The sequence below is a fragment of the Pedobacter suwonensis genome (assembly GCF_044762335.1).
GTDB lineage: Bacteria > Bacteroidota > Bacteroidia > Sphingobacteriales > Sphingobacteriaceae > Pedobacter.
The window spans coordinates 38,539-56,055 of the sequence record NZ_JBIWEB010000002.1 but is presented as its reverse complement, the minus strand read 5'-3'; the positions used below and the strand labels follow the sequence as shown (position 1 = coordinate 56,055).

Annotated in this window: 16 protein-coding genes; 8 read left to right on the top strand and 8 right to left on the bottom strand. The window is 39.5% G+C overall.

Going from position 1 to position 17,517, the window contains the following annotated elements:
* Position 1: 1 nt before the first annotated feature.
* Positions 2-289 carry a LapA family protein gene (locus ACIQXP_RS03890; protein ID WP_293741516.1) on the top strand — a complete coding sequence of 96 codons (288 nt, stop codon included), beginning with the start codon at positions 2-4 and terminating at the stop codon, positions 287-289.
* 341 nt (positions 290-630) lie between these two features.
* On the opposite strand, the gene ACIQXP_RS03885 is transcribed toward ACIQXP_RS03890, so the two are convergent.
* Together ACIQXP_RS03885 and ACIQXP_RS03880 are read right to left on the bottom strand one after the other, a co-directional pair.
* Positions 631-927, bottom strand: a complete 297-nt coding sequence (locus ACIQXP_RS03885; protein ID WP_293741515.1) for a response regulator — start codon at positions 925-927, stop codon at positions 631-633.
* Between the two features lie 57 nt (positions 928-984).
* Positions 985-1,707 (bottom strand): pirin family protein, encoded by a 723-nt coding sequence (locus tag ACIQXP_RS03880; protein ID WP_293741514.1) that lies wholly within the window; start codon positions 1,705-1,707, stop codon positions 985-987.
* 315 nt (positions 1,708-2,022) lie between these two features.
* Here ACIQXP_RS03880 and ACIQXP_RS03875 point away from each other — a divergent pair, with 315 nt between their 5' ends.
* A complete protein-coding gene (locus tag ACIQXP_RS03875; RefSeq protein WP_387504548.1) occupies positions 2,023-3,279 on the top strand; it encodes a hypothetical protein in 1,257 nt (418 codons plus the stop codon).
* A gap of 73 nt (positions 3,280-3,352) precedes the next feature.
* Here ACIQXP_RS03875 and ACIQXP_RS03870 read toward each other — a convergent pair whose 3' ends face one another.
* The 3 genes from ACIQXP_RS03870 to ispE form a co-directional block, all read right to left on the bottom strand.
* Positions 3,353-4,519 (bottom strand): trans-sulfuration enzyme family protein, encoded by a 1,167-nt coding sequence (locus ACIQXP_RS03870; protein ID WP_387504547.1) that lies wholly within the window; start codon positions 4,517-4,519, stop codon positions 3,353-3,355.
* Positions 4,520-4,627: 108 nt separating this feature from the next.
* Positions 4,628-5,047, bottom strand: coding sequence for an OsmC family protein (locus ACIQXP_RS03865; protein ID WP_387504546.1), 420 nt, complete (start codon positions 5,045-5,047; stop codon positions 4,628-4,630).
* A 134-nt stretch (positions 5,048-5,181) separates the two neighbouring features.
* Entirely contained in the window at positions 5,182-5,985 is an 804-nt protein-coding gene (ispE, locus tag ACIQXP_RS03860) for a 4-(cytidine 5'-diphospho)-2-C-methyl-D-erythritol kinase (RefSeq protein ID WP_387504545.1), read from the bottom strand.
* Between the two features lie 238 nt (positions 5,986-6,223).
* On the opposite strand from ispE, the gene ACIQXP_RS03855 reads away from it, so the two are divergent.
* The 5 genes from ACIQXP_RS03855 to ACIQXP_RS03835 all read left to right on the top strand — a co-directional run bounded on the left by ACIQXP_RS03855 (position 6,224) and on the right by ACIQXP_RS03835 (position 13,791).
* Positions 6,224-7,018: a thymidylate synthase gene (locus tag ACIQXP_RS03855; RefSeq protein WP_387504544.1), complete on the top strand. Its 795-nt coding sequence runs from the start codon at positions 6,224-6,226 to the stop codon at positions 7,016-7,018.
* 166 nt (positions 7,019-7,184) lie between these two features.
* Positions 7,185-7,694 carry a dihydrofolate reductase gene (locus tag ACIQXP_RS03850; protein WP_387504543.1) on the top strand — a complete coding sequence of 170 codons (510 nt, stop codon included), beginning with the start codon at positions 7,185-7,187 and terminating at the stop codon, positions 7,692-7,694.
* Positions 7,695-8,035: 341 nt separating this feature from the next.
* Positions 8,036-11,017 carry a protein translocase subunit SecDF gene (gene secDF, locus ACIQXP_RS03845; protein ID WP_387504542.1) on the top strand — a complete coding sequence of 994 codons (2,982 nt, stop codon included), beginning with the start codon at positions 8,036-8,038 and terminating at the stop codon, positions 11,015-11,017.
* 450 nt (positions 11,018-11,467) lie between these two features.
* A complete protein-coding gene (locus ACIQXP_RS03840) occupies positions 11,468-12,802 on the top strand; it encodes an NAD(P)/FAD-dependent oxidoreductase (protein ID WP_387504540.1) in 1,335 nt (444 codons plus the stop codon).
* Positions 12,803-12,930: 128 nt separating this feature from the next.
* Entirely contained in the window at positions 12,931-13,791 is an 861-nt protein-coding gene (locus tag ACIQXP_RS03835; protein WP_387504539.1) for a hydroxymethylglutaryl-CoA lyase, read from the top strand.
* 139 nt (positions 13,792-13,930) lie between these two features.
* Here the strand turns inward: ACIQXP_RS03835 and ACIQXP_RS03830 are convergent, their stop codons facing one another.
* From ACIQXP_RS03830 to fbaA, 3 genes are all read right to left on the bottom strand, one after another.
* A complete protein-coding gene (locus ACIQXP_RS03830; protein ID WP_387504538.1) occupies positions 13,931-14,353 on the bottom strand; it encodes a GNAT family N-acetyltransferase in 423 nt (140 codons plus the stop codon).
* A complete protein-coding gene (locus tag ACIQXP_RS03825; RefSeq protein WP_387504537.1) occupies positions 14,328-14,834 on the bottom strand; it encodes a low affinity iron permease family protein in 507 nt (168 codons plus the stop codon). Before ACIQXP_RS03825 ends, ACIQXP_RS03830 begins: the two co-directional genes overlap by 26 nt.
* A gap of 136 nt (positions 14,835-14,970) precedes the next feature.
* Positions 14,971-16,050 (bottom strand): class II fructose-bisphosphate aldolase, encoded by a 1,080-nt coding sequence (gene fbaA / locus ACIQXP_RS03820; RefSeq protein ID WP_293741504.1) that lies wholly within the window; start codon positions 16,048-16,050, stop codon positions 14,971-14,973.
* A 309-nt stretch (positions 16,051-16,359) separates the two neighbouring features.
* Here fbaA and accD point away from each other — a divergent pair, with 309 nt between their 5' ends.
* Positions 16,360-17,205: an acetyl-CoA carboxylase, carboxyltransferase subunit beta gene (gene accD / locus ACIQXP_RS03815; RefSeq protein WP_090987525.1), complete on the top strand. Its 846-nt coding sequence runs from the start codon at positions 16,360-16,362 to the stop codon at positions 17,203-17,205.
* Positions 17,206-17,517 lie beyond the last annotated feature (312 nt).

Here is a 17,517-nt window from a genome sequence, read left to right as displayed (position 1 = left end):
CATGAGCGCAAAAACAATTTCGATAATCATATTAACGGCCCTATTAACCGCCTTCTTATTTCTGAACAGTGATGAGGTACCATTTAACTTTATCGTTGCAAACGATGTTCAGGTTTCCAAACTGATCGTTATCGGTGTTTGTATCATCGTCGGTTTCATTATTGGCTTTGTGGTTGGCCGGCCAAAAAAGACAGTAAGCAGTTATGATGATGAGATTGAGAGAAATCAACCTACGATAGAAAATAATAAAAATACCTTAAGCGACGAGGATAGAGATTACATTAGCTAAAGCCAAAAAATCCCATGGTCTGTGTCTCACAGACCATAAGGATTTATTTTTCCTGCGTACAACTAGCTTTAATGAGATTAGCTTAAAGTCTTTTGAAAAGCAAGTCCTGCAGCGCTATTGACTGACAGTCGGGCTTTTCGCTAAATCTTTTAAAATGCAATTGTCATGCTGAGGTACGAAGCATCTGTTTCATCGCTTAAAGATGCTTCGTACCTCAGCATCGCAGTGAAATGGCAGCAGGTGCTAATTTTAAAAGGATATCGCTGCAATCCCGTTTAGGTGGATTGGCAACTGCTGCTATTTGAGGGAGTAATAGCAAAGTGCAAAAAATATTTCTTTACTTAATTTAGTGCCGTCATAATTTCACCATAAAGAAGCCCGCTTCCACCGCCATAATGCTGGATAATTTTAATCTGAGGTTTAATTTCAGTTAATTTTGCCCTCAATATCTTTTCACATCCTTCATCAATTCCGTTTCCGAGCAGAACCAGATCTATTTGCTGTTCCCTGCAAATGGAAATGGCTTCATCATCCGAACACACGCAGATTCCTTTCCACTCCGGTCTGGCATTTAACAATCGGTTCATCACAGTTGTAATTTCAGTATCCCTGCCGATATAAAGTATGGTAGTTTGCATATTTTTACATAAATAAACCCCGCAGGTTTTAAATCTGCGGGGTTTGGTTAAATTATTTTAATTCAATTCCATCGGCACATCCATTAACAATACCTCTGCATCTGCAGTATTGGCTTTAAAACTGATTTTATCGGTATCCCAAACACCCAGGCCATCTCTTTTGCTCAACACTTGTTCGTTTATGGTTACTTCGCCATTGATCACAAAAGCATAAACACCGTTGCCAGCTTTTTTGATTTTGTATTCGGTATCAAATCCGGCATTGAATTTACCTAATGAGAACCAGGCATCCTGATGGATCCATACACCGGCATCATCAGCATTTGGCGATAAAATCTGCTGGAAGTTATTGTGTCTGGCTTCCACATCCAATGTTTGCTGATCGTAGCGTGGCGTAACATTTTTCTTGTTAGGGAATAACCAGATCTGCAGTAAATTCAATTGCTCATCAGCATTAGCATTAAACTCGCTATGACTTACACCTGTTCCGGCACTCATCACCTGAATTTCTCCATTCTTAATAACGGCCGAATTACCCATACTATCTTTGTGTGCAATTGCACCAGCTAACGGAATGGTAATAATTTCCATGTTATCATGCGGATGGGTACCAAAACCCATACCACCATCAATCAAGTCATCATTTAAAACCCTCAAAACCCCGAAATGCATTCTTTCCGGATTGTAGTAATTGGCAAAACTAAATGAGTGATGCGCATTTAACCAGCCATGATTGGCATGACCCCGGGTGTTTGCTTTATGCAAAATAAACTGTGACATAAATTTCCTTTCTTATTTATGATACAAATTTACAGCAGTGATGTTTAACAGGCATTGATGTAGGGTAAGAAAGTTTGGTGTGGAGAGCGTAGAACCTCTGGCATTGATTTAACTAAGCATTCAGCTTTACAGGTATAATGCCTCGTTTAAGCTATCAATATATCATAGCATTTGAAATTCTTTCCACATCAATCGAAAGGCATATAAATGCAAATCATTAAAGATAATCTATCGTTAACATGGTTTCAGTTTTAAGTTTATCTGTACCCCATAAACTTGCGCTAATTTAACCAGAACAATCAACCTTATAAACTCATGCAAAAAAATATGTTCGGGATACTATTGGTGTCCTGCCTATTTACATTCTCCTGCGAAAAGAACACCTCGACAGCAGATCAGACCAGTACGCCAAACCACGACAAAAACATATTGATGGCCGGTAACGTAGCAGTTAGCGCTGCCGCAAGCGTAAATACTTATTCTAATACATCGGCTTATATCAGCGCCGGTTTTTCATTTTTAAACCCTACACAAATTGATAAAAACCGCCAGGCCATTGGTGGTAGTGCTTATACTGAGGTATACGGCTTTAATGTGCCCGAAGAAAACAGGGTAAGGGGTATCAGATGGAATGAAGATGATGAAACCACTTCTGTTTGGCGCCCTCAGGGTATTGCAGGTTTCTCCAGGAATGGTGTGCGTTACTTGCTGGTGAGCTGGTACGCCAAAGATGCGGCTGAAAGCAAAGGATCGAGAATAAGCCTCATCGATATTAGTCCGAGTTCGAGCACTTATTTAAATTACAGGCACATTTTGCTGGTACAGCCTACCCTACCAACCGGGACGTTAGATTATACACAATACGGTTCGTATGCGCCACTAAATGTACATGCAGGTGGAATCGCTTATTTTAATGGTAAAATTTATTTAAGCAGTACAAGCTTAGGCCTAAGGGTATTTGATTTAGATAAAATTATCGAAGTAAGTTCTGGAACCGGCACCGAAAATAAATGCGGCAAGGATGCCAGTGGTAACCTTTATGCTTTTAATTACAGGTATATCCTCCCACAAGTAGGTTATTATAAAATCAATGATGCAAGTCCATTTTCTACAGTACAGGTAAATTACGAAAACAACCAGCTATGGACGGGCCAATATTATGCTGGCAGCGCCGATGCCTCAATTGTACCCAAAATATTTGGATTTCCAATTAACGGTTCTGGAGAACTGCAAAATTCTGGTATACAAACCGTGATCCCTAAAAACAGTTTGTTTGCTTCCGATCATGCCCATGGCATACAGGGCGTTTTCAGAAAAGGCAACAGAACATGGCTCTCCTGCACAGGATCACCCAGCGAATCATACGGGTCTACCGCCCGCCTGGCAAGATACACCGATGGCGATACCAATGCGATAAGATACAGGTGGCCTTATGGTGCCGAATCATTATATCTTGAAACGCAATATGGATATTTATGGAGTTTAACAGAATTTGAACCTAACGCTGGTGCCAATAATGGAAGTCAGGTTAACCGTTGCATCTTTGCAGTTGATTTCTCCAAATATGAATAAGATATTGACTCAAAGCAAAAAAAGGGAGATGTAAATAAACCTCCCTTCTTCATCATTTATTTTTGAGATTAAACTAAGCCAGAGCCTGCTCAATATCAGCCAAAATATCGTTAATATGCTCCAAACCGATCGACAAACGGATAGATCCCTGCTCAATCCCCACTTCATTACGTTGCTCTTCAGTGAGCTTGCTGTGCGTACTTGTTGCAGGATGTGTTGCTATGGAACGGGTATCAGCCAGATTTGCCGAGATAGAAAACAGCTGCAAACCATCCATAAATTTACGTGCGGCATCGATACCGCCCTCAACCACGATGGTTACAATGCCTCCACCTTGCTTCATTTGCTTTTTAGCAATATCATATTGAGGGTGCGATGGTAAAAAAGGATATTTAACCAGCTTAATTTTCGGGTGCTTTTCTAAATATTCAGCAACTTCCAAAGCATTTTCGCAATGGCGGTCCATACGGATGGCCAGGGTTTCTAAACTTTTAGACAATACCCAAGCATTGAAAGGCGACAATGCTGGTCCGCTGTGACGGGCAAAACCAATTACATCGGCAATCAGTTCTTTTGCACCTAAAATAATCCCTCCCAATACTCGGCCTTGTCCATCGATGTATTTGGTAGCTGAATGAATGGAAATGTGAGCGCCCAACTTAATTGGCTGCTGCAGATACGGCGTGGCGAAGCAATTATCCACAACCAGCAACAGGTGATGTTTTTTAGCCAGGTTCCCCAGGAACTCCAGATCAATAATATCAATACCGGGATTGGATGGGGTTTCTACAAAAATCATTTTAGTGTTTGGCTTAATTAAAGCCTCCCAGTCCTGTGGTTTATCAAGATCGGCATAATCAAAAGTTACGCCCCAATTCGAAAAAACATTGGTTAACAACTGGTGCGTAGAACCAAAAACAGAACGGCTTGATACCAGATGGTCGCCATTTTTCAAAAATGCACCAAACGTGGTAAAAATTGCCGCCATACCAGTCGCTGTAGCAAATCCATCTTCTGCTCCCTCCAAAAGACACATTTTTTCGATAAACTCTGAAGTATTTGGATTTGAATAACGGCTATAAACATTCCCCTCCTTTTCATTGGCAAACAATGCACGCATTTCTTCTGCATCATCGAACTTATAACTCGAAGTTAGATAAATCGGCGATGAATGCTCCTTATGTAAACTGCGTTCGGTTTGTGTGCGTATAGCTATGGTTTCAAAATTTTCGGATTTCATTTTATTGTGAGATGTGAGATATGAGATGTGAGATGTGAGATATGAGATGTGAGATTTGAGATGTTAGACAGGAGATTTTCACCCTAAACCCTACACCATAAACCTTTTTTACCCCTTATTAATGGTATAAGTAAAATTAATTCTGGCTGAACGGCCTAAAATGTTCGATACGGAGCAGTATTTATCGAAAGTCATGGCTAATGCACGCTCCACTTTTTGGATGCTTAAATCACCGAATAAATCGAAGCGGATATCAATTACATCAAAAATCGGCGGCATTTCTTCCTCTTTTCTTGTGGCATTTATAGCGATTTTGATATCATCAAGCGGCTCCTTCTGCTTGGTAAGCACATTTACCATATCAATGCCACTACAGCCCCCTAATCCGACAAGTAACATTTCCATCGGCCTGAAACCTTTTCCCTCGCCACCAATAGCTGCTTTTGCATCGAGCTCTACCGTAAAACCGTTCTCGTTTTCTGCTTCAAAATTAAATTTCCCGCTCTTGCGGACTAGATTTATATTCATATCGATAGTATCAAGTATTAAGTACCAGGCATCAAGACCTTAAGCCTTCTACCTACAACTCTCTACCTTAATTTTAATTTAATATTTATACCCTAACATTTTGCTATCCCAATGCCATGCGCCACGCGCTCAGCTTATACACCGTAATAGACAAAGTTGTTTTGCTCCAGTTCAGGCAATTTAACCGGATGGTCAAACATTGCAAAAACCGACGAACCGCTGCCACTCATTAAAGCGAATGTTGCGCCTGCATCGTATAAACTGGTTTTTATTTGACGAATTTGGGGATACTTTGCGAATACCGATGGCTCGAAATCGTTGATAACCTTATTTTTCCATGTTGTTGGATGCAAATGTATCATTTCTTTTAACGATTGCAAAGGTTTTTGCGGTTTTACATGGGCGTAGGCATCGGCCGTGCTGACATGTACAGGCGGCTTCACCAAAACTTTAAACCAGGCTGACAAATCTACTTCGCACTTTTCAAATTCATCCCCCTTACTAAAGGCATAAACGGGCTTGTTTTCAATAAAAAATGCACAGTCAGCGCCTAACTGACGAGCATAACCCTCCATTTTATCAACAGACAGCCCCAAACTGAATTTATCATTTAAAAGTTTGATCAGAAAAGCACAATCTGCTGATCCGCCACCTAAACCTGCGCCAACCGGAATGTTTTTTAACAAATTAATTTGCTGAGCAGGGATATCATAATCCTTTTTCACTAACTGATAAGCTTTGAAACACAGGTTATCATTCGGATCGCCGGGGATATCAATACCATGAATTTTGCAGGAAGTTACTGCTGCATCGGTAATCTCAACCGCGTCTTTAATATTGATCGGATAAAATACCGTTTCGAGGTTATGGTAACCATCGGCACGTTTTTCGGTAATATTTAAACCTAGGTTGATTTTTGCGTTTGGGAAAGATAGCATACAGATTTGAGATTTGGGATTTGAGATTTGAGATTCCCCTCAAAACCAAATACCGTCCAGGTGCAAACATACAAACAAGTCGCGAGTTTTGAATACCCGCAGGTCCCGGCTTAACTTCTGGATTACCGTAAATGTTAATAAATAGACCTGCTGATGATTTACAACACCTGATAAATTTTAGATATTTGTAATTAATTATTTATTTAAAATTTAAAGCCCCAAAAGGGGTTTGGGGTGTATGAAACAATATTTGGATTTAATGCAGCATGTGCTTGATCATGGTACGCAAAAGCACGACCGTACGGGTACCGGAACCATAAGCGTTTTTGGCTATCAGATGCGTTTTAACCTTCAGGAAGGCTTTCCCATGGTGACGACAAAAAAACTGCACTTGAAATCTATTATCCATGAACTGATCTGGTTTTTAAGTGGAGACACCAATATTAAATACCTGAAAGACAATGGCGTACGTATCTGGGATGAATGGGCTGACGAAAACGGTAACCTGGGACCGGTTTATGGTTCGCAATGGAGAAGCTGGCCCACGCCAGACGGACAGCACATCGATCAGATTACCAATATCATTAACTCCATAAAAAACAATCCCGATTCTCGCAGAATTATAGTTTCTGCCTGGAATGTAGCAGAAATCGAAAATATGGCATTGCCCCCTTGCCACGCTTTTTTTCAGTTTTATGTTGCTGATGGAAAGTTAAGCTGCCAATTGTATCAGCGCAGTGCTGACATTTTCCTTGGCGTACCTTTCAACATTGCCTCCTATGCACTGCTTACCATGATGGTGGCTCAGGTTTGCGATCTTGAAGCCGGAGATTTTATCCATACCATGGGCGATGCGCATTTGTACAACAACCATATTGAACAGGCCAACCTTCAGTTAAGCCGGGTGCCTAAACCACTTCCTACAATGAAGATAAATCCCGAAGTAAAAAGCATTTTTGATTTTAAGTTTGAAGATTTTACATTGGAGAATTACGAGGCGCATCCTCATATTAAAGGTATTGTTGCGGTGTAAGCTTATTAAAAAATATCGACAAACTAAATAGATTGCTTCACCCCTCTTCACATCCCTTGCTTCAGTTCGCAATGACGCTGTGATTGTCGTCATCGCGAGGAGGAACGACGAAGCAATCTTTTTAAAACATGACATAACCAGTCATAAAACTTTAGTCTACAAATTTATGAACACTGAACAAAAGAGCCATTCGCTTTCAATAGCCGTAGCAATAGGTGAAAATTACGCAATAGGTAAAAATAACCAGCTTTTGTGGCACATGCCTGCTGATTTAAGGTTTTTTAAACAAACAACATCTGGACACACCGTGATCATGGGACGCAAGACGTTCGATTCTGTAGGTAAGCCGCTACCAAACCGCAGGAACATTGTGATTACCAGAGATACTGAATTAAAAATTGAAGGTGTTGAAGTAGTAAACAGCTTAGATGAAGCGTTAGCAATCAGCAAGACAGAAGAAAAATCAGTATTCATTGTTGGAGGGGCAGAGATTTACAGACAAGCACTACCTAAAACCCAAAAAATTTATTTAACCACCGTTCATCATCGTTTTGAGGCTGATACCTTTTTCCCGGAAATTGATCGGAAAGAATGGAAGGTGATCAGCAGTGAACACCATAAAGCAGATGAAAAAAATAAATATGATTATACTTTTGAGGTTCTGGAAAGGGAATAAGTTACTTCAACCGCAAATTATATAAAGAAAAAGGCGCAAAGTTTCCCAACTTACTGCTGGGAGAACTTTTAAGTAATGATGCTGCTCACTTCAGACCCCGAACTATTTTTAACAAGAAAGGGAAAGCACATAGAGCCGGTAGTTGATATTGGATTACTTTCCTTTTTATGCCTAAAACTTCGGTCTCCCGACCTCAGACTCCGGACTATTTTAACAGGATAATTCTATCTTAGAAACTAATCTTAATAAATTATCAATTAAGGGGTTCTATAATTTAAAAATTTAATTAGATTTGCCGACTTGTTAAAAAACAGCGAAAGACAAATTATTTTAAACAAACAATGCAAGGAAAAGGTTTTATTAAGTTTATAGCGATAGTATTGGCTATCGTTTGTGCGTATGCACTTTCTTTTACTTTGGTGGCATCCAAGGTAGAAAAAGACGCGAAAAACTATGCGAAAGGTGACTTAGCCAAAGAAAAGGCTTACTTAGATTCGATGAGTACCGAAAAAGTTTATCCAGTTGTTGGGTTTACTTATCAAGAGGTAAAAGCGAAAGAGATTAATTTGGGTCTGGACTTGAAAGGCGGAATGAACGTAACGATGGAGATATCGTTGGCAGAGTTGGTTAAATCATTGGCAGGAAACCCTACTGATGCAAATTTCAACAAAGCAATTCAAAACGCGCAGATCAAATTAAATGCCGGTGGTAAAGATTACATCAAAATTTTTGTTGATGAATTCGAAAAATTAAGCCCTGGAGTAAAACTTGCAGATTATTTTTCTAATCAGGATAACGCATCTCAGTTAAAACCTAATGCAAGCAATAATGAAGTTGAATCTTTCTTGGAAAAAGAAGCAACCAGTGCTATCGATCGTTCATTTACTGTTTTACGTTCACGTATTGATGGTTTCGGGGTAGTTAGTCCGAACATGCAAAAACAAGAAGGCAGTAACCGGATCTTAATCGAAATGCCAGGTGTACAGGATAAAGAACGTATTGCTAAACTTTTACAGGGTTCTGCCGAATTACAATTCTGGCAGGTATACCAGGTACAGGAAGTTGCACCATTGTTAGAAAACATTAATAAAATTTTAGCGGCAACATTAAAAACCGATGCTCCGGCCGCTAAAGATACCACCGCCGCTCCTGGAGCTGGCGGTAAATTGGCGGGCTTAGAAAAAGCCGCTGCTAAAGATTCTTCAGCTAAAGGAGGCAAACTTGCAGGCCTGGGCAAAAAAGATTCGAGTGCAGTTAGAGCCGAATTGTTAAAATCCAACCCATTGTATGCTGTTCTTAACCTTCCTATTTATCAAGGCGAAAACGGACAACAACAGTTAATGCCGGGCGCAGTTGTAGGTATGTCTTTACAGAAAGATACTGCAAAGGTTAATGCTTACCTAAAACTTCCTGAAGTTGCTGCATCTATTCCATCAACGATGAAATTTATGTGGAGCGTTAAACCTCGGGAAGGCTCGAAAGTTTTTGAATTATATGCCATTAAAATGGTTAGTGCAGATGGTAAACCAGACTTAGGTGGTGAGGCAATCAGCGATTCGCGTGCTGACTTTGACCAAAAAGGCAAACCGGAAGTAACCATGTATATGACCAGCGAAGGTGCTGCAAAATGGAAAAAAATTACTGCTGAAGCTGCAGCTGATCCAAACAACAAAAAATCAATCGCCATTGTATTGGATAATCAGGTTTATTCTGCCCCTACCGTACAAAATGAGATTGCAGGTGGCGTTTCATCAATCACCGGTAACTTTACACAGGCCGATACCAAAGATTTATCAAACATCTTAAAAGCGGGTAAATTACCTGCTCCTGCACGTATTGCTGGTAGCTATATCGTTGGTCCGACATTAGGCGCACAGGCTATTCATGATGGATTAATCTCATTTGTAATTGCCTTTATTGTTATCCTGATCTTCATGGCGCTATACTATCACCGTGCAGGCTGGGTGGCTAACTTTGCCTTGTTAATCAACTTATTCTTCATCATTGGTATCCTGGTATCACTTGGTGCAGTATTAACCTTACCTGGTATTGCCGGTATCGTATTAACGATTGGTTTATCGGTAGATGCGAACATCCTTATTTTTGAACGTGTACGTGAAGAGCTTGCACATGGCAAGAATACTGCTTCAGCAATTCAAGAAGGTTTCAAACATGCGATGCCTTCCATTATCGACTCAAACGTAACCTTGTTTATTTTAGGTGCGATTCTTTACGTTTTTGGTAGCGGTCCGGTTCAGGGTTTTGCCACTACATTATGTATTGGTATCCTATCTTCATTATTTGCAGCTGTAGCCATTTCGAGAGTAGTTTTCGAATCGTTGTTAAACCGCAAAATTGATGTAAGTTTCGATAACAGCCTTACCCGTAATGCATTTAAAAACTTAGCCTTCAACTTTGTTGGCCGTCGTAAAATCTATTACATTATCTCTACCATCATCATTGTTGCAGGTATCGGTATGTACTTCAAAAATGGCGGTTTAAACCTAGGTGTGGATTTTAAAGGAGGTAGAACTTATTTAGTTCACTTTGATAAAGCTGTTAATACTGAAGATTTAAAAACCAAGTTAAACCCGGTTTTCGGCAACGAAACGCCAGAGGTGAAAACTGCAGGTGAAGATAGTCAGGTAAAAATCACCACTACTTTCCACATCGAAGATCAGGACATTAAAACGGATAAAGTTGTAGAAGATGCCTTAAATAAAGGATTGGCAGGTTCAAAATATGAAATTGTAAGTTCACAAAAAGTAACGCCAATCATTGCAAGTGATATTGTAAACGGTGCTTTCTACGCAGTATTGATTTCATGTTTGTTCATGTTTATCTATATTGTCGTGCGATTCAAAAAATGGCAGTATGGTTTGGGTGCGGTAATCGCATTATTCCACGACGTTTTAATGGTATTGTCTTTCTATACTATTTTAGATGGTGTGATGCCATTCTCATTGGAAATTGGTCAGGATTTTATCGCTGCAATTTTAACGGTAATGGGTTACACCATGACAGAAACCGTTGTTGTATTCGACCGTATCCGCGAGAAATTAAAAGAGTCTGGCAAAGAAGATTTACATGGCGAAGCGCGTAACAACTTAATCAACTTTGCGTTGAACAGTACCTTAAGCCGTACCATTTTAACTTCATTAACCGTATTCTTCGTATTATTGGTAATCTTCATTTTCGGTGGCGATAGCATCCGCGGATTTATATTCGCCTTGTTAATTGGTCGTATCATTGGTACGTACTCATCACTATGTATTTCTACTCCTATCGTAATCGATTTAGGTAGTTCTGCAGAGAAGAAATAAGATCAAAATCTTAAAATATACAAGCGCCTCGGGAAATCGGGGCGCTTTTTTTGTGCTAAACCTATCAGGTTTAAAAGATAAAAGTATCAAAGCTTTTTATTTCTTTCGAAAAGCAAGTCCTGTAATTCTTCGGTTCCGATAGCCCTGCTATGCATTCCAATCTTTTTAATACGCACTATTATACCGGAGTACGAAGCACGTGTTTCATCGGTTACAGATGCTTCGTACCTCAGCATGACGGCAGATTCAGGGCTGCTGCAAATTAAAAAGGATTTCCATTTCTATCAGGTTTAAATCATTTAAGGTGTTGCTAAACACCTGCAAATCCCCCTTCGTCATGAAAACGTTATATATGTGGCAAAAGAATGATTGATACTGCCAAAAAACCTCACTTAATAAACCTTTTGGCTATTTTTTTGTTACGTTAGCATTAGATACAAGAAGATAAAAATGGATTTACAACTTCCTAAAAGCGAGTACCCGAGAGTAGTTATAGTTGGCGGTGGATTTGGTGGTATTGAATTAGCAAAACGTTTAAAGAACAAACCTTTTCAGGTAGTGATGCTTGATAAGCATAATTATCACACGTTCCAACCCCTACTCTATCAGGTAGCTACAGGAGGTTTAGAAGCCGATTCGATCGCGTTCCCGCTAAGAAAGATTTTTAAAGGTCAAAAAAACCTGATTTTTCGCGTAGCCAAAGTTACGGAAGTGAATGCAGCAGAAAACTGTTTACAAACTGATATTGGCAGAATTAAATATGATTATCTGGTTATCGCTACAGGTTCTACCAGTAATTTTTTTGGCAATAAAGAAATCGAGGCCAATTCAATGCCCATGAAATCTATACCGGAAGCACTGGATTTGAGAAGTTTGATTTTACAGAATTTCGAAAAATCGCTGATCGAAAAAGATCCGGATAAGAAAAATGCACTGTTAAACTTTGTCGTGGTTGGCGGTGGCCCAACGGGCGTTGAAACCTCCGGTGCCATTGCAGAGCTTAAAAGACATGTTATTCCAAACGATTATCCGGAAATGGATTTAAGCAAGGTTAATATATACCTGATTGAAAACTCGCCGGAATTATTAGGCGTAATGTCTCCACAGGCACAGAAAAAAGCCAAAGATTTCCTTACCGATATGGGTGTACAGATTATGAACGAAACCCGGGTATTAGGTTATGACGGGTTAAAACTCAGCTTACAGGGTAAAGCGCCTATTTTAAGTTCTACGGTAATCTGGAGTGCTGGAGTAAAAGGAGAACTATTGGCCGGCTTAGACCAGGCAGAAGTTGTTCGCGGAGGCCGGTTGAAAACCGACACTCAAAATTTAGTGGTAGGCTATCAAAACGTATATGCCATTGGCGACGTAGCCGCTATTATTGATGAAGAAACACCTAATGGTCACCCGGGAGTTGCGCCGGCAGCCATCCAACAGGGACATCATCTGGCCAAAAACCTGATCAACATTAAAGAAAATAAACCTTTAGAGAAATTTAAATATTTCGATAAAGGCTCAATGGCTACAGTTGGCAGAAACAAAGCAGTTGTTGATATAGGCAAAATCCGTTTTCAAGGGGTATTCGCCTGGTTTACCTGGATGTTTGTCCACTTAATGACTTTGGTAGGCTTCAGAAATAAGATTATTGTTTTTGTCAATTGGGTTTGGAGTTATTTCAGTTATGATCGGGGAACACGTTTAATTATCAGAACCTTTGCAAAGGACAGAAGTGTGGATTACAGAGCCGAAGTACCCTCTGTAAAAGATGAAGTTAAGGTATTTTAGTCTTTAGTCTTTAGTCTTTAGTCTTTAGTCTTTAGTCTTTAGTCTTTAGTCTTTAAGAGAACTGTCGGGTTAAAAAATTGTTTTTTCATTGCGAAAAACTTTGCGCAATTTGCGGTTAAACCGAAAATATGAGCCAAAACAATTTCAAATTGATTGAATGTCCGCGCGATGCCATGCAGGGATTGCACAATTTCATTCCGACTGAGCTTAAAGTTGAATATTTAAACCTACTGCTTCAGGTCGGTTTTGATACGCTTGATTTTGGAAGTTTTGTATCTCCCAAAGCCATTCCGCAGATGGCCGACACCGCTGAAGTTTTAGCAAAGCTGGATTTAAGCAATACAAATACTAAACTGTTGGCTATTGTAGCGAATTTAAGAGGCGTAGAAGATGCAATAAAGCATGAAGCAGTTAATTACCTTGGATTTCCATTTTCAATCTCTGAAACCTTTCAACAGCGCAATACCAATTCCAGCATAATGCAGTCTTTAAATACGGTTGAAGAAATGCTTTCACTTTGTGCAAAAAAAAATAAGAAAGCGGTCATTTATCTATCTATGGGTTTTGGAAATCCTTATGGTGATGAATGGAATTACGGGATTGTAGAACAATGGGCTGATGTATTAGTGAGCAAAGGAGCGGAAATTCTATCGCTTGCTGATACGGTAGGCGTTTCCACACCAGAAAAGATAGAAAACATATTACCAAAACTGATTTCAAAATTGAAAAATACCGAAATCGGCATTCATTTACACTCCACTCCCGCCGATCGTTTCGAGAAAATTGAGGCTGCTTATCGCTCAGGCGTAACCCGCATAGATTCTGCATTAAAAGGATTTGGCGGCTGCCCTATGGCTGCCGATGATTTAACAGGCAACATCGCTACTGAAGATGTAATTGGCTTTTTGAGTACAAAAGGCGAAAACTTAGGCCTGAATATGAATAAGTGGAACGAGTCGATTGCTTTTTCCGGGAAGATATTTGGGTAGTTTCCTTTTAACTCCCGAAGTCGTCATTTCGAGTGGAGTGAAATCCAGTCGAGAAATCTATATCAAAAAGATTTCTCCATTTCGCTGTGCTTCAGTCGAAATGACGATATTTTCTATGCAGTGGCTCATGCTGTGTGGATCAGACTTGCTTTACCATTTTAAAATGTTGTATACCAGCCTCCTCAAATTGCTCACCCTCTGATACAAAACCGAACTTGGCATACAAACTCATGGCATCCAGTTGTGAGTTTAAATAAATATAATGTGCATCTTCCGGCAAATCAGATAAAGCCTCGGCGATCAGTGCCCGGCCTACCCCTTGCCCTCTAAACTCCTTTAAAACAGCAAAACGCTCTAATTTATAACCTTTGTCCGTTTTACGCCACCTACATGCACCACAAGGCTGTCCGTTATTGGTGGCCAAAAAATGTACTGATTCGTCCTCATGCTCCCATTCCAGCTCTGGCGGACAATTCTGTTCATCTACAAAAACAATTTTACGGATCGCAAATACTTTATCTAAATCTTCGGGATGGTTAACTTTTTGAACGTGCAGACTCATTATCGTGTTTTTTAAAGTGTTTATTTGATTTTACTTTTATTTCATTCAATTGCTTCGCAACATCTATTGAATGCGAGCAATGAATATCGGCCTCTTTTTTGGCAAGTGTAGCAATCGCAACGTAAAATTTATGCAATTGATCCAATTCTTTTTCGCTCAGGTCTTCAATATCTACCATGCGGTTACTCGCACCTTGTTGCGCGGCAATTAACTCATTCAATTTTAGCTGGATCGCTTTCCCGTCTTTATTCTGCGCTTTCTGGATTAGAAATACCATTAAAAAGGTAATAATTGTTGTTCCGGTATTAATTACCAGTTGCCATGTTTCAGAGTAATGGAATATCGGGCCACTCACCGCCCAAATTACAACAATTGCTGTTGCACTGATAAATGCTGCAGAACTCCCGGTGAACTTGGTTGCCGCGTTAGCAAATTTTTCAAAAAAATTGTTGCTTTTATTATTGCTTTTAGATTTTGTCATCACCATTTGTTTGCTTAAAGATACCATAAAACAAACAAAAGCGCCATAAGTTTTAAACCTATGGCGCTTTCACTAATGTTGTAATGTTGAAAGTTTGAAAAGTTTCAACGTTACAATCTTTTAACCTTTTAAGCTCTTAGAGCTTATCGTTAACGTTGATACAGTTTAAGTCTTCAAAAGCGGTAGTTAAACGCTTAACAAAAGCTTCTTCTCCTTTACGTAACCATACACGTGGATCGTAATATTTTTTGTTTGGCTTATCATCGCCGTCAGGATTACCGATCTGGCCTTGAAGATAACCTTCATTCTTTTTGTAATATTCTAAAATACCTTCCCAGAATGCCCATTGCATATCCGTATCAATATTCATTTTAATTGCACCGTAAGAAATGGCTTCCCTGATCTCTTCCTGAGACGAACCGGAACCACCGTGGAATACGAAATTGATTGGTTTCTCGGCTGTTAAGCTGAATTTTTCTTTGATAAAATCCTGAGAGTTTTTCAAAATTACCGGTTGCAATTTTACGTTACCCGGTTTATAAACACCATGTACGTTACCAAAAGCTGCAGCAACCGTAAAACGAGGAGAAACTTTGCTTAACTCTTCGTAAGCATAAGCGACTTCACTAGGTTGTGTATATAATTTCGAGCTGTCTACATCACTATTGTCAACACCATCTTCTTCACCACCCGTTACACCAAGCTCGATTTCGATAGTCATGTTCATTTTAGCCATACGTGCTAAGTATTTAGCAGAAATTTCCATGTTTTCTTCGATAGACTCTTCCGATAAATCTAACATATGAGATGAAAACAAAGGCTTGCCGGTTTCAGCGAAGAATTTTTCACCATGATCCAATAATCCATCAATCCATGGCAACAATTTTTTAGCTGCGTGGTCAGTGTGTAATACCACAGCAACACCATAATGTTCTGCCAATAAATGTACATGTTTAGCTGCTGATACAGCACCTAGAATGCATGCTTGTAATTTCTCATTATCCAACGATTTACCAGCATAAAACTGGGCACCACCATTAGATAATTGAATCATAACAGGCGAATTTACTGCCTTTGCAGTTTCCATTACCGCATTTACCGTATTGGTACCGGTAACATTTACTGCTGGTAAAGCAAACTGATGTTTTTTAGCCTGCTCAAATAATTCTTGAACGGCATCTCCGTAAATTACGCCTTTGTAGCCTTTTAAACTCATTTCTTGTTAATTTTATTAAGTCCGAAGTTATAAAAAAAATTAACATTACCAGCTTTTGTAACAACAGAATTATCTGCCTAAAAGCAAAACAAAGCCTGTTTAGTGTAAAAAACACATTATCCTTAGTGTAAAAAAGACACACTTCAGTTCGTGAGTCGCAGCTGGCAACAGACAAAAAACAGTTTTCCATTACCTTTAACATTGGCAATCAACCACCAACCCATAAACCATTCACTATTTTTACCGCTAATAAGGTTCGAGTTTATTTTATTTTTCGTTTCTTTGCAATCCAATTCTTCAAAAAATTATATGGCTTGGTTTAAGAGAGAAAAAAAAGGTATCATTACTACAACAGAGGAGAAAAAAGAAGCACCGGATGGGTTGTGGAATAAATGTCCGAATTGCAAAAAACCGCTACATCAGGCAGAGCTTCAGGAAAACAAATATGTTTGCCACTATTGTAGCTACCATCTGAGAGTAGGCTCTAAAGAATATTTCGAGGTTTTATTTGATAATAATCAGTTTAAAGAGTTGTTTCCTAACCTCACTTCGGGCGACCCTTTAAATTTTAACGATAACAAACCTTATACCGATAGAATTAAAGAAAGCCAGGCTAAAACGGGCTTAAAAGATGCGATCCGTTCGGCGGTTGGTAAAATTGAGGGAGAAGACATCGTGATTGCCTGCATGGATTTTGCTTTTATTGGCGGTTCAATGGGCTCAGTTGTAGGTGAAAAGATCGCAAGATCGATCGATTATAGCATTAAACATAAAGTTCCGTTCCTCATGATCTCGAAATCAGGTGGTGCACGGATGATGGAAGCTGCATTTTCATTAATGCAAATGGCTAAAACGTCAGCGAAACTGGCTTTATTAAGTCAGGCAAAAATTCCATATATCTCTTTATTAACCGATCCAACTACTGGCGGTGTAACGGCTTCTTATGCCATGTTAGGCGATATCAATATTGCAGAACCAGGCGCATTAATCGGTTTTGCAGGTCCGCGGGTAATTAAAGAAACCATTAAAAAAGATCTGCCTAAAGGTTTCCAGACTTCAGAATTTGTGTTGGAACATGGCTTCCTGGATTTTATTGTAGACAGAAGGGCCATGAAAGCTAAACTGGGCGCTTTTGTAAAAATGATGAATAATTAAAAGTAGTTTGATGGTTCATTAGCCATTAATTCATTGGTCTGGGTGCCAAAATAAATTCTTGATACTTAGAAAAGCAGGACTTGAATAAATAGGTTATTCAGCCCTGCTTTTTACTTCAGGTCCTCGATGCGCTGTGGGCTTTCCACTTCAATCAGGTTTACTTACAGTAGTCCTGTAATGCTTAGGTTCGGCAGTTTCCCCGCCACAGCCCAAAAATATTCAGTCTTTCAAAAAAACCAGAAGGTTTGCTGCTATCTGCAACATTTCCATTAATATCCATTTCCACAGTCCTTATTCATTAAATTAGCGGAT